This is a genomic window from Symploca atlantica LB2515 (assembly GCF_052546295.1).
Genome location: NZ_JBQWMT010000001.1, coordinates 1,067,257 through 1,079,620 on the forward strand (window position 1 = coordinate 1,067,257; position 12,364 = coordinate 1,079,620).

General features: G+C 42.8%; 11 protein-coding genes. 5 read left to right on the forward strand and 6 right to left on the reverse strand.

Annotated elements, in window-relative coordinates:
• Window positions 1-11: 11 nt before the first annotated feature.
• From def to ACT7WV_RS04550, 3 genes are all read right to left on the reverse strand, one after another.
• Window positions 12-575, reverse strand: coding sequence for a peptide deformylase (gene def, locus ACT7WV_RS04540; RefSeq protein WP_445101759.1), 564 nt, complete (start codon window positions 573-575; stop codon window positions 12-14).
• Between the two features lie 307 nt (window positions 576-882).
• The gene (locus tag ACT7WV_RS04545) at window positions 883-1,602 is read right to left on the reverse strand and encodes a hypothetical protein (RefSeq protein WP_445101760.1); all 720 of its coding nucleotides are present in this window, start codon (window positions 1,600-1,602) and stop codon (window positions 883-885) included.
• 164 nt (window positions 1,603-1,766) lie between these two features.
• Window positions 1,767-2,483: an actin-binding WH2 domain-containing protein gene (locus ACT7WV_RS04550; RefSeq protein WP_445101761.1), complete on the reverse strand. Its 717-nt coding sequence runs from the start codon at window positions 2,481-2,483 to the stop codon at window positions 1,767-1,769.
• 107 nt (window positions 2,484-2,590) lie between these two features.
• Here ACT7WV_RS04550 and ACT7WV_RS04555 point away from each other — a divergent pair, with 107 nt between their 5' ends.
• The 4 genes from ACT7WV_RS04555 to ACT7WV_RS04570 all read left to right on the forward strand — a co-directional run bounded on the left by ACT7WV_RS04555 (window position 2,591) and on the right by ACT7WV_RS04570 (window position 9,382).
• The gene (locus tag ACT7WV_RS04555) at window positions 2,591-3,505 is read left to right on the forward strand and encodes a cell division protein FtsX (RefSeq protein WP_445101762.1); all 915 of its coding nucleotides are present in this window, start codon (window positions 2,591-2,593) and stop codon (window positions 3,503-3,505) included.
• Window positions 3,506-3,994: 489 nt separating this feature from the next.
• Window positions 3,995-4,828 (forward strand): DUF3598 family protein, encoded by an 834-nt coding sequence (locus tag ACT7WV_RS04560; RefSeq protein WP_445101763.1) that lies wholly within the window; start codon window positions 3,995-3,997, stop codon window positions 4,826-4,828.
• 658 nt (window positions 4,829-5,486) lie between these two features.
• Window positions 5,487-8,858 carry a sensor histidine kinase gene (locus ACT7WV_RS04565; protein ID WP_445101764.1) on the forward strand — a complete coding sequence of 1,124 codons (3,372 nt, stop codon included), beginning with the start codon at window positions 5,487-5,489 and terminating at the stop codon, window positions 8,856-8,858.
• 236 nt (window positions 8,859-9,094) lie between these two features.
• Window positions 9,095-9,382 (forward strand): hypothetical protein, encoded by a 288-nt coding sequence (locus ACT7WV_RS04570; protein WP_445101765.1) that lies wholly within the window; start codon window positions 9,095-9,097, stop codon window positions 9,380-9,382.
• Between the two features lie 110 nt (window positions 9,383-9,492).
• On the opposite strand, the gene ACT7WV_RS04575 is transcribed toward ACT7WV_RS04570, so the two are convergent.
• Entirely contained in the window at window positions 9,493-10,092 is a 600-nt protein-coding gene (locus tag ACT7WV_RS04575; RefSeq protein ID WP_445101766.1) for a thioredoxin family protein, read from the reverse strand.
• 52 nt (window positions 10,093-10,144) lie between these two features.
• On the opposite strand from ACT7WV_RS04575, the gene ACT7WV_RS04580 reads away from it, so the two are divergent.
• Window positions 10,145-10,549, forward strand: a complete 405-nt coding sequence (locus ACT7WV_RS04580) for an NIL domain-containing protein (protein WP_445101767.1) — start codon at window positions 10,145-10,147, stop codon at window positions 10,547-10,549.
• Between the two features lie 66 nt (window positions 10,550-10,615).
• Here ACT7WV_RS04580 and ACT7WV_RS04585 read toward each other — a convergent pair whose 3' ends face one another.
• The gene (locus ACT7WV_RS04585) at window positions 10,616-11,212 is read right to left on the reverse strand and encodes a hypothetical protein (protein WP_445101768.1); all 597 of its coding nucleotides are present in this window, start codon (window positions 11,210-11,212) and stop codon (window positions 10,616-10,618) included.
• A 123-nt stretch (window positions 11,213-11,335) separates the two neighbouring features.
• A complete protein-coding gene (gene thiD / locus ACT7WV_RS04590; RefSeq protein ID WP_445101769.1) occupies window positions 11,336-12,148 on the reverse strand; it encodes a bifunctional hydroxymethylpyrimidine kinase/phosphomethylpyrimidine kinase in 813 nt (270 codons plus the stop codon).
• Window positions 12,149-12,364 lie beyond the last annotated feature (216 nt).

Below are 12,364 nucleotides of genomic sequence, written 5' to 3' on the forward strand. Positions count from 1 at the left end.
TTAGAGATGCGTTAATTGATGGCTTTAACGGCTTGTACAGAGAAGCCGTGCTTTTCTAGTTCTTCTGTTAAGGCTAAACCGTTTTGCACACGATCTACAAACATCACTCCACTGAGGTGATCCATCTCGTGTTGAATAACGCGAGATAATAAACCTGTGGCTTTCAAGCTTTTTGGGCGTCCGCTTTCGTCTTTGTAGGTAACTTCGATATTTTCCGGACGTCTGACATCCAGATAGACACCAGGAATACTTAGACAACCTTCTTGATCATCACATAGACTTTTGGCAAAACTCTTGATTACTGGGTTGATTAAAATCAGAGGAGGGTGTTCTGGGTTGTCTGGTTCGCAGTCGATGACAATAATTTGCTTGTTAACTCCCACCTGTGGCGCCGCCAGACCAATACCATCTGCACTATACATAGTTTGCAGCATCTCTTGAGCCAACTGGCGGATTGCTTGGTCTACTTTCGCAACACGCTTAGCAGGATGGCGCAGAACGCGATCGCCTAGATAATGGATTTCTAAAGGTGGATTTTTTAACTTTTGCTTGTCGAAGACAACTTGAGAAGTCATAGGGAGCAATTCTGAGTACAGCTAATTCTCTGTGGTGTAACAACTTTCATATTAACAGCTCTCTTGGTTTGAGCTTAAGTGTTGATTGCCCAACCACCGGGGATGCCCTGTACACCCTGAAAAAGCCACCGTTGGCGTCAGGTAATTTTGCCCGTTGCGCTTCAGCTTGAATTTGTCATTTATTTAAATTGGGTATGAGTAGCGTAAATTGAGTATGAGTAGCGACCAAGATGGTCGCACTACAAAGATTTCGCAATTATTGACAATAAGGTTTCAATGACGAACAGCTAATTCTGGAAACTCAGTTCTAAGGACTTTGATTTCGTAAATTTCTCACTTCCTTCTGGACACTTATCCCAATCTCTAGTGCCTCGTTCATTAATTGCCGATAGTCACTCGTTTGATTGTTCAAGTCAAAGGTCATCAAGGTAGTTAGATTATCTTCAAGGCTAGAAAACAATTCATAACGTTTCTCAAGTAAACCTTGATGCTTTCTAAGCAGGTTTTCTACTTGTAGTGCACTCAGTATGCTAGCTTTAGTCGCCCCCAAAGCTTTAATTAATTCCGCGAAGTTATCGCAGTGATTAAACTGGTTGCTTGAAGGGTTAGCTGATCCTAATTTTTCAATCAGAGAAAGCGCTTTAATTACACCATTGTACTGCTCAAGTTTCTCCAGTAGTTTAACCAAGGGCTTAATCTGATTGAACTGTTTCCAGAGATAGATATTGACTATTACAGTCCCTAAACAAGAAATACCAATGAGTGTCGCCAAAAGATAAGTCATACTAGCTGCATCTTCGGGTAAATTGCCCGAACTGCGAAGAATGACTAGACTAACAGGCAAGACAAAAATTAAGCTGAGACCAAATATAAAAAACTCGGTCAATAAAGCTGATAAAAGATACTTAATATCCTTGAGAATAAATGCCCTATAACCGTCAATTGCCAATGTAGTAATCAGATTTAAATCAACTAATGCTTCTAGTTCCTCCGCCGTAATTGGTAAATCTCTTAATTTAGAGGGCATATTCCTTGGCACATAATTGGCTGCTTAATTTACTGTCGTCAAAAATTACTTAAAGGACATTAGCGGTAAGTATCGCCTTGTAGATACACCAAAATAAAATAGTACTAATAAACGAAATTTTCACTAAAAAAAGCACCCAAAGATAACTCTCAATTGTCGCAGATTTAATTAAAGCCTAGCGCTCCACCAATCAATCGCAAAACCTGTAAATAAAAGTTACTTTCTAGCTGACGAAATACGGAGAATGGTTGACCAGGGCTACCAAAAAACGGTCTAAGAGTCCAGGCTAATTGACTCCCAACCAGTCCGAATAGCACTAACCAGCCTTTAAGAATTAAAGGACTACGTTTTGCCAGTTTTGCCAGTTTAGAGTCTTGGTCGTCACTTTTTGGCTCATAATCGTGACCATCGAGAAATAAAATACCCCGGTAAAAAAACTTGACTCCGAGTATACCTGTGATAGTAAATATGGCTATATTGTATAACTGGAAAAACTGATAGTCATCAATAGATATTCTGAAAAATAAAGTGATCGGTGCAAAACCAAATAAAATTACACCAATTACCGCCTCAGCAGCCAAGAGCAAAGCGAGGTATTGTCCGAAACTGCGCTTGGAACCGGAAACAACATCTAAGAAATATAAGTTGGGCAAGCAGATAACGAGGGTAATTAAGTACAAAGCTGGTAACTTGATGGCTGAACTAACAACTTGTAACGGGCCGCCAAAGGAGCCGATGATTGCACCGTAGATCGCAAAAAATACGCAACTAGAAATCAAGAGAGAAAAAATCTTTTTGTCAAGTTTTATTTCCTTGTCCAGGTCAAGCAAAAATTTCTGGCGATCGCGCAAAAACTGCATCAGTAAGGTAAAGTGCTTCATGAGCTTATCCTGTAATAATCGAGAAGCAAAAAATACTTCGGCTCAAGTCTAGCTCAATTAACTTTGATGTCACTATGTTTAAATTAGGGCAAGAGGTTTGATCAAGAATGTTACAATTTCTAACTAAACTCGACTATCTGCTACGCGAGACTTTTCTCGGCTTACAACGCGGCGGTTGGATGAACTGGGCAGCAGTTAGCACAGTCACCGTCTTATTATTTCTATTCGGCATAAGTTTGCAGGCATCCTGGCAATTGGAAAGACTCGTTAACCAATTCGGAAGTCAATTAGAAGTGGCGGTTTATCTTGATCCAGGAGCACAGTTAGAAATGGTGATGCCAGCGGTAAAAAAACTACCGCAAGTAAGTGAAGTTACGGTAATTTCTAAAGAGGAAGCTTGGACATCTTTAGTTAAGGAACTAGGAATTTCTGAGATTGCTGCTGCTACTGAGTACTTAGAAGACAATCCCTTAGTTGATGAACTAAAGGTAAAGGCAAGAAAATCCCAAGATGTGCCAATTCTCGCCCAGAAACTGCAACAAGTGCCAGGGATAGATGATGTAGTTTATATAAATGAGGCACTGCAACGATTGCAAGACCTGAATCAGGGTTTAGGCTGGGTGAGTGTCTCCATCACTACAGTTCTCAGCCTGACAGCCGTGGCAGTAATTACCACCACAATGCGCCTAATTGCGATCGCACGACGCCGCGAAATTGAAATTATGCGGTTAGTTGGCGCAACAACATCCTGGATTTATTTGCCCTTTATTTTACAGGGGATGACTTTTGGTCTGATTGGTGCTGCAATCGCTTGGGTTTTAATTACCAGTGTCGGGCAGTTTTTATCTAACTTACTAGCTAATGGGCCAGATTTTATCCAATTTATTAATAAGGAAATACAACCCAATATTCTACAGTTATTTCTACTACCATTACTTCTTTTTAGTCTTGGTGGTGTGGTAGGTTTTATCGGTAGTTGGTTAGCAGTAAGTCGAGAAAGCCTCTATTTAGAAAAGTCTTGAGAATTTTCTTTCAAAAGGAGGTTTGTTATTCTCTAAACTACCAGGTGGGAAGATGATATCTTCTGGGATAACATCGTCTTGAATAACCTCTTAAGATTCTACATCCTGGGTAAATGAGATGGCAAAAGACCGAGAACTATGCCTTCAGTTTAGCGAGCTGTTGCAAATTACAACCTATTATTAACTAGAATAAACGGTGCCCAATAGCTAAGTTGAGACGATTTACTACTTCAGGCTTGAACATATGCTGTACCACCACTATAACAATCGAATCCTTTTCCCCAAAACCTTATCATCCTTGCAATCAGAGCAACTTACGCTTGTCGTACAGCTTCCGCTTTTGTATTTTGGCAGATAATAAGGAGACAGAAGAAGCAGAGGAAACAGGGCAAAAATGGTTGATTCATTTTCTTCATACTTCCATACCTCATGCTTTTTAATATTTAGTTAACAAATACTCTTCCAAAACCTCAATTGATAAACACAAAAATGTCATCACAATGGGAATATCTCCTGAAAAATCTGGGGGAATGGCAAGGTTCATTTACCCGTATCTCGCCCCAAGGAGAAGAACTTGAAGATACGCCTAGTTTACTGATCCTCGAAGGACTCAATAATAACCGAACAATTCGCCAAACACTGCGCCGTTTCCCACCTCAGCAGGCGGTGGAGGAAAAAGTTCTAGAATATAGCTGCTTGAGTGGAAATATCTTATTTTTTGCCAATGGTACTTTCTCACAAGGCTATACTCGTTGGCAACCATCTTCTGGATTTGGAACAGAATTTAGCTTCATCGATAGCAACCGCCGTCTGCGTCTTTCGCAACTATTTAATCAAGAAGGTAAGTTAACAAACTTAACTTTAATTAGAGAAAGACGCACTGGTACAGATACCCCAAGACTCCCCCAATTAACCTTAGATCAGCTACTAGGAGAATGGCAGGGAGAAGGGGTAACAATTTATCCTGACGGGCGAGATCCGCAAACCTATCCTACTTTGCTGCAACTGCATTGTGAAGAGAATAACCGATTAGTACAAAAGTTAACTTTCGGCGCTGGGGAGTCAGTTCGCACCATCACCTCGACGGCAAGAATTGATGGGTCAATTTTGTACTTTGAGCAAAAAAACCTAACTGTCCAAGTATTACTGCTGCCCAACGGTGCCTCTTCTAATTGTCCTGTAGAAATTAAACCGGGTCACTTTTTTGTTCTAGAGGCTGGTTGGTTACTCAAACCAGACTTGCGTCAGCGACTAATTCGTAGCTACAACCCGCGAGGAGAATGGGTCAATTTAACTTTAGTAACCGAAAAGAAATTACGTTAGAGACTTTCCAGAGCAATTTTTCTACTTAACATTTATACAAGCTTGATTGTCCGGAAAGTAGTGAGCTGAAATTGAAGTATGAATTGAAGCACTATGTAAGTAGGCAAGTCAAATTAAACACTATGAGGAGTGAAGAATTAGGCAAAAGCCTCAAGCTTGACTTCTAATTCCCAGATTACCTACTTACCTAAATTTAATTTCTACCCAGCCAATTACCGAGATAAACACAATGAATTCTGAACTAAGTCAAGTTTTATCGATTGTCTTCACTATTTGCGTTTCCTGTGCAGTACTTTCTCCAGTTTTGTGCTGGATTCTGCCCAATAGAAAAACCTACCATGCTTGATGGCAAATTTCCCGCCCAGGAACGCGCCGCTACTGCTACTAACAAAATAACCCCTTCCCACCGTTTCTCGGTGGGTTTTTCTTTGAAGCCAGGAATTATAAAACTGACCTTTTGGTGGTACTAAATATTTGTTAATCTTGACTAGTTCTGTAAAAATAATATAAAGAGAATGATGCTTAAATGCTTGCCATTAATCAGCGACTTTACCTGTAAAATTGCTGATTAACGAATTTAATTACCAGGTTAAAGGAAATAATAATTTTTTTGAAGGTTTAAAACTACTTTGGCAGTCTTATTGTCCGGAAAAAGCCGATGTACAAAAAGCTAAAACAGCTCTGGGCGGCAATTTTATGTGGTCGATGTTTTACGGTAGACCAGTTGTCCAAGGAACCGCCTAGCGCATCTATCCCCGCGCATCCTCGCCAATTGACTGCATCTTTACCACAAAGCCAAATAGAAACAATGGTCGAGGAAAATATAGCCCAGTTAAAGCTGACTAATGAGCAACTTTTGGGCGAAATAGCTGAGTATAAGCTATGGAAAACAGCCGCTTTACAAAAAGCTAATGAGCAACTGCGCTGGGAAATTGCCGAGCGTCAAAGGGTCGAAATTGCTTTAGAACAAGAACGCAACTTCGTCTCAGCAGTACTCGATACTGCTGGTGCTTTGGTGATAGTTCTCGATCAACAAGGGAGTATCGTCCGCTTCAATCAGGCTTGTGAGCAACTCACGGGTTACTCGTTTGAGGAAGTTAAAGGCTCAAATTTTGCCAATTTATTGTTACCACCTAGCGAGGTAGCATCTTACCAACAGGTTTTCCAGCAGTTGATTACTAGTGCCAGAGAACTAGAGAACCTTGCAGTTGTCTCACCCCTTAAGTCTGCTAACCTTTGTGTACCTCCTGGTGCGCAACTGTACGAAAGCTATTTGCTAGCAAAAGATGGCAGTTGTCAGTTGATTGCTTGGTCAAATACAGTTTTGCGCAATCAAGCAGGCGCGGTGGAGCATATCATCAGCGTCGGTACTGACATCACAGAACGTGAGCGTACTAAAGTAGCTTTAGCTAAGAGTGAAGCTTGGTTCAAGGCATTAATCCAAGAATCCACTGACATGATTGATGTCTTAGACTGCAATGGTAATTATTTGTATGTCAATCCCTCCTGTCAGCAAATTATTGGGGTAGAACCAGCAGAGTTAATGGGGAAATCCTGCTGGAACGATGTACACCCTGATGATTTACCAGTAGCTAAAGCAGCTTTTGAGCAATTATTACAACATCCTAGGGAACCAGTGCGGGTGATGCTACGGCTATCTATCCCAGATAATCGCTGGATTTACCTGGAAGTTACTGGACGCAACCTGCTAGATGTTCCTGGTGTCGGTGGGATTGTGATTAACAGTCGAGACATCACAGAACGCCAACAGGCTCAAGAAAGAGAAAGGCAGTTAATCGACTCTCTACAGGCAGCCAAAGACCAGCTGCAAGCAGTTTTAGATGCCGTACCGGGGAGTATTTCTTGGATTAGCTCTGATTTAAGGTACGAAGGTGTCAATCGCTACCTAGCCGAGACTTTCAACTTACAGCCTGAGGACTTTCTTGGTCAAGAATTGGGCTTTATCAACACAACACTGAGGTTTAAGGAGTTTGTCGCCCAGTTATTTGCTAGTTCAGCTCAACAAGCCTCTCAAGAAATGGAGATTCAAGTAAATGGCTCCTTAGTAGCTCATCTTGTGTTTGCTCACAAGTATCTTCAAGGTCAAGCTGCTGTCTGTGTTAGTTTCGATATTACAGAACTCAAACAGACAGAAGAGGCTCTGCGCTTTAATAAGGAAAAATTCGCCAAAGCCTTTCGTTGCTGCCCTAACGCGATCTCTATCAGTACCATGGTAGAAGGGCGCTATCTTGAGGTGAATGATACTCTGTTGCGCTATTTGGGCTATCAGCGGGATGAGTTGATTGGCAAGACTATCCAGGATTTGCATATTTGGGTTAATCCCCAAGAACGCGATCGCTTAACTCAGGCTTTACGAGAACAAGGAGCAGTTGACAGTCAAGAGTGCAAGTTTCGCACCAAATCAGGTGAAATTGTTGTCGGTTTACTTTCTGCTGAAATTATTACCCTAGCTGGCGAGCAGTGTTTACTAGCGCTCACCAATGATATTACCCAGCGCAAGCTAGCAGAAGAAAAACTACGCGAAGTTGCTGAACGCGATCGCTTATTGGGAGAAATTGCAGCCCGCATCCGGCAGTCCCTAGATCTTAATGTTATTCTCAACACCACGGTGGCAGAAGTTCGCCACTTCCTGCAAGCTGACCGCGTTCTGATCAGTTACATGGATACTGAGATGTGCGGGAAAGTTTTTGCTGAATCGGTAGCTCCTAGTTGGCCATCTTGTATGGAAGTAACGATAGATGATGACCATCTGCGGGAGGTTGCTTCCCTGTTTGAGCAGAGTGAGGTTCAGATTATTGAGGATTTGGATCAACTTGGATTATCATCTTTGCCGATTCAGTATCTCCGACAAGCTCACGTCAAAGCAGCACTGGGAGTTTCTATTATCGTAGATAACCAGATGTTTGGCTTGTTAGTAGCTCACCAATGTTCTGGCCCTCGTCGTTGGCAATCTTTAGAAGTTGATTTATTACGCCGTTTGGCGACACAAGTTGCTATTGCTATTAAGCAGGGACGACTTTATCAGCAGACAACCGAACTCAATCAACAACTACTAGAACTCAGTGCTGATTTAGAAAGTCAAGTAGAAGAACGCACTGCTCAATTGCAGCAAAAAATGCAAGAATTGCAAGAACTCAATCGGCTCAAAGATATTTTTTTGCATGCAGTTTCCCACGATTTGCGAACACCAGTGATGGGCATTTTAATGGTGTTGAATAATTTGCTTCACAGAGGATTAGGCAAAGGAGAGACTCATAGCGAGTTGCGCTCTAACTTAGTAGATAAGGGAGACAAGAGAGACAAGGGAGAGAAAGTACTATCTACTTCAGCATTGCCTGTAGACGACCAAAGCACGGCTAGCAAGGGGTTCTTGGGGAGCAACACAACTTCCTCTCAGGAAGTGGGGGAAGCTTCTTCATCTTCAATCACTGTTGCTCGCTCAGTGGTAGAGCGGATGATTCAAAGTAACCAGCGCCAGTTGAACCTAATTAACTCTTTGCTAGAGGTTCATTCTACCCAAGTACAGGGGATGGTTGTCAATTGCTCTCCAGTAAAAATCAGCCAGTTGGTGAGAGCAATTGTTACCGATTTAGAGCCACTGTTGCTGAAAAACCGAGCGACAATGCAGAATCGGGTGAGTGATCACTTACTGATGGTCAATGCTGATGCAACTCAGCTATGGCGAGTGTTTGATAATTTGATTACTAATGCCTTAAAACACAACCCACCAGGAGTGAATTTGGTAATTGATGCCACCATTGAAGAATTAGGAACGATGCGTTGTGCGATTGCAGATGATGGTTTGGGTATGAATCAACAGCAAAGTTCACGCTTGTTCGATCTCTACTACCGAGGGAGCAAAAACCGCAACTCAACTGGCATTGGTTTAGGCTTATATTTGTGTCGGCAAATTATTAAGGCTCATGGAGGAGAAATTGGTGTTACTAGCTCTCCTGGGGATGGCACAGCATTCTGGTTTACTTTACCAGTAATACAATCAGAATCATGACTTCTGTGTCACTGGGTCTGGCACTGGGATATGTTGCTAAGAGGAAATGGAAAATTGGTTAATTGAAAAGAGAAAGTCTAACTCTTGCGAAATACAAACTGCTTTCAATGTAGATATCATTAAGATGTCATCAGAGTGTTTCCTGTGGATTATCTCCAATACTGCTTGAAATTTACCTCAAGCGCAGCGGCTACTGCTCAGTAGCTATCAAGTTCACCAGGTTATTACTTGACACCATGAACATTGCATTACCACTTGAACAAACTAATCAGAACAAGGCTTTGATCCGCTTAACTGAGCCAGGAAACTGCCCTCTAGAGATATCTGTACCAACTACTGGTTTGCTGACAATTCTTAAGCAACTGGACAGTTATTTCTTGCAAGCGCAGGTTTCTGTTGGTTCCCAAGAGTTCTCCTTGGTAACTTTTCAAGGAAAGCGTGGCTGGTTTCCTATAAACCAATGGCAGCAACTTGTAGATTTAGTCGGAGCTAATTTTTTAGATGATGGCTACCATGATATCTGATAATTTTGATACTTACCAAGTTTAATAACTTTTTTCAATCCCTCTTAGGGGTTAGATCACACTTTTGCCGAGCCACCCCCATAATCTCTTGATATTGGGGGTAAAGAAGTTCACTGAACTTGAGCGCCGTGGCTACGAGGGTCATCTTGGCTAGTTGTTGCCGAGGAAACAGGCGCTTCAAAGGCAGAAATCTGTCCATTGCCTTGGGTATAAGGTAGAGGTAGATTAGCAACCAAAGCCTCTAAGTCCGCCTCTAAAACAGGACGGGGTTGCTCCCCAATTGTTTGAGCGATCGTTTGTCCATCTTCACTTAAAAACACAAAATGGGGAATCCCATCCACCCGATACCTTAATACTTCCGGCAACCACTTGCTGTTATCGACATTCAACATCACAAAATTTACAGATTGGGCATACTGCTGCTTTAGTTCGCCCAAATCCTGTGCCATCGCCTGACAGCTAGTACACCAGTTGGCATAAAACTCCATCAAAGTTGGCTTACTATTACTCTGTGCAACTTCTAGAGGCGTGGATTCTTCTGCTTGAGCTGCCAAGGCAGTAACTCCAGTCTCGGTTTGGAGTCCTAGAAACAGGGTAACACCCAAAGCGATCGCTACCAAGGCAATCAAAAAATTCCTAATCCGAGTGCCGCTAGTTGCTTCAGCTTTTGGGGAGGATATTGGTGCTGATTCAGGGGAATTTACACTCATGCTCAACCTAATTTATATTGCTTAACTTTCACAAAAATACTGTAACAAGCTAATGAAAAAACGGGTAACCTTGACCTTCCCCAAGCGCACTGTTCATATGCCAGTAACTTATCGACTGGCAAAAGATTTCAATGTAGCAGCAAATATCATCCGTGCCCAAGTTGCACCCAATCAAATTGGCACGTTGGTGATCGAACTGTCGGGAGATATTGATGAATTAGATGCAGCCCTTGAGTGGATGCGATCGCTAGACATCAATGTTTCCCTAATTGGTCGAGAAATTTTGATTGACGAAGAATGCTGCGTTGATTGTGGCTTATGCACCGGAGTCTGTCCCACTCAAGCCCTAACTCTCGATCCGCAGACTTTTAAACTCAACTTTATCCGCTCGCGCTGTATTGTCTGTGAGCAGTGTATTCCCACCTGTCCGGTTCAGGCAATTTCGACCAATCTTTAGAGATCAGCTCGCAAGTGAGAGCAAACTGGAGCTGACTCCAAGAGTGTCAGTGGGATGATTGAAAGCTCAACGGCTGTTATTTAGCATAATACGTCGCACCAAAAAGCCCCCAGCAAATGCTGTCAACACAATCATCAAGATCGCCATGACTAATAACCAGCCGTTGACATCAGAACTGGCATCTGAGTGGGAAGTACGGCGGTAGCGACTATCTTCTTCTTCAATCAGTAAAGTATTTCCGTAAGCAGGAGACGTAGCTTCGGGTCGCTGAGTAGATGCTGCAAACTCACGTCCTGGGGTAGTTGGTACAGATCGGGGTGGTGGTGGCGGTACTCGCCGAGTTTCGGGTGGCATCACCGACTTTTTGCGGTGTCCTTCCACTCCACTAGCTGATTCCAGAGAAGCAACAACCTGCTGTAGGTGTACGGCTGACCTAACAACTTTTTCAGCTTCTTGCCGCAGCTGTTGATTTTGTTTAACTAACTGCTGATTTTGAGCCTTGAGTGATTCCACCATTGACTGTTTCGTCTGCAACTCAGCCGCTAGTTCTCGGTAGACGGAAATTGGCACCGAGGGACGGTATTGATTAGCGGTTGTTTTTGGCTGATAGCTATCTGTCGGCAGATTAGCTGTTGGGGGATTGATCGAAGAACTTGAGGTCATAGGCGTATTAAAACTTCCGTAAGGCAAGAATAGTTGAAATTTAACTCTAAGTGCAGCGATATTTTCAGGAATTTTTCATTTATTCCGGCTTACGCATGCCTACTTTCCTACAACTTCCGGGTCTCAGGATAACAATAAGGGAAAAAAGTGTCCTACAGGCCCAGACCCACCACCGATATCTAGAGCATATTTGAGGGCAGTTGTCACATAATCTTTAGCTAAGCGGACTGCTTCTAGAGGTTTTTTTCCTAGGGCGAGATTGGCTGCGATCGCGCTACTAAGAGTGCAGCCAGTGCCGTGAGTGTTCGATGTTTCCACTAAGGAGGTTTTCAGGGTCAGGAGTTCCTTGCCATCAAACCAGACATCAACACCCCGTAGACTACCAGTCATGGCTCCTCCCTTGACCAAAACTGCTGAAGCTCCCAATTGATGAAGGCTTCGGGCAGCGGTTTGCATATCGTCTAGGGTATTAATCTCCGAACCGCTCAGGAGTTGGGCTTCGTAGCGGTTAGGCGTGACAATTGCGGCCATTGGCATCAGGCTATCTCGTAAACAAGCCACGGCATCGTCATTAATTAGCTGAACTCCAGTACGGGACACCATCACCGGATCTACCACTAAGTTATTTAGACTCAAAGTTGGCCAAAGCAACGCCACGGCTTTAATGATTTCTTGGTTGAGTAACATTCCAGTTTTCGTAGCCTGGACGCTAAGATCACTAACCACTGTTTCAATTTGAGCGATTACCGCCAATTCTGACAAGGGATCAATCCTGGTAACTTCTTGAGTATTTTGTGAGGTTACACAAGTTAGGGCACTGGCACCATGAACGCAGTGAAAAGCAAAGGTTTTCAAATCTGCCTGGATTCCAGCACCGCCGCCACTATCAGAACCGGCAATGGTCAGAGCAACTGGTACGCTAGAGTCAAAAAGCATAAGCCTCAAAAGCTCGTGAGCATAGCTAAACTATCAGCGTTTTCTTGCAGATGCACAGAGCCTAGAAATTTTGTTTACGTATAAGATTTTCAATCAGCACAGTCTGGAAGTACAGAAGTAGATAAGAGTTCGCTTTGAGCAATTGATAGTAGTTTTCACTTAGATGTGACACGTCTTTGCCTTACTTATCTGTATGATCCCCTATCTCCTGGAACT

Excerpts from the sequence above, each read along its gene's own strand:
- ACT7WV_RS04565 (WP_445101764.1), top strand. The coding sequence starts at position 5,487 with ATGTACAAAAAGCTAAAACAGCTCTGGGCGGCAATTTTATGTGGTCGA.
- ACT7WV_RS04560 (WP_445101763.1), top strand. The coding sequence starts at position 3,995 with ATGTCATCACAATGGGAATATCTCCTGAAAAATCTGGGGGAATGGCAA.
- ACT7WV_RS04555 (WP_445101762.1), top strand. The coding sequence starts at position 2,591 with ATGTTACAATTTCTAACTAAACTCGACTATCTGCTACGCGAGACTTTT.
- ACT7WV_RS04550 (WP_445101761.1), bottom strand. The coding sequence starts at position 2,483 with ATGAAGCACTTTACCTTACTGATGCAGTTTTTGCGCGATCGCCAGAAA.
- thiD (WP_445101769.1), bottom strand. The coding sequence starts at position 12,148 with ATGCTTTTTGACTCTAGCGTACCAGTTGCTCTGACCATTGCCGGTTCT.
- def (WP_445101759.1), bottom strand. The coding sequence starts at position 575 with ATGACTTCTCAAGTTGTCTTCGACAAGCAAAAGTTAAAAAATCCACCT.
- ACT7WV_RS04580 (WP_445101767.1), top strand. The coding sequence starts at position 10,145 with ATGAAAAAACGGGTAACCTTGACCTTCCCCAAGCGCACTGTTCATATG.
- ACT7WV_RS04545 (WP_445101760.1), bottom strand. The coding sequence starts at position 1,602 with ATGCCCTCTAAATTAAGAGATTTACCAATTACGGCGGAGGAACTAGAA.
- ACT7WV_RS04570 (WP_445101765.1), top strand. The coding sequence starts at position 9,095 with ATGAACATTGCATTACCACTTGAACAAACTAATCAGAACAAGGCTTTG.
- ACT7WV_RS04585 (WP_445101768.1), bottom strand. The coding sequence starts at position 11,212 with ATGACCTCAAGTTCTTCGATCAATCCCCCAACAGCTAATCTGCCGACA.
- ACT7WV_RS04575 (WP_445101766.1), bottom strand. The coding sequence starts at position 10,092 with ATGAGTGTAAATTCCCCTGAATCAGCACCAATATCCTCCCCAAAAGCT.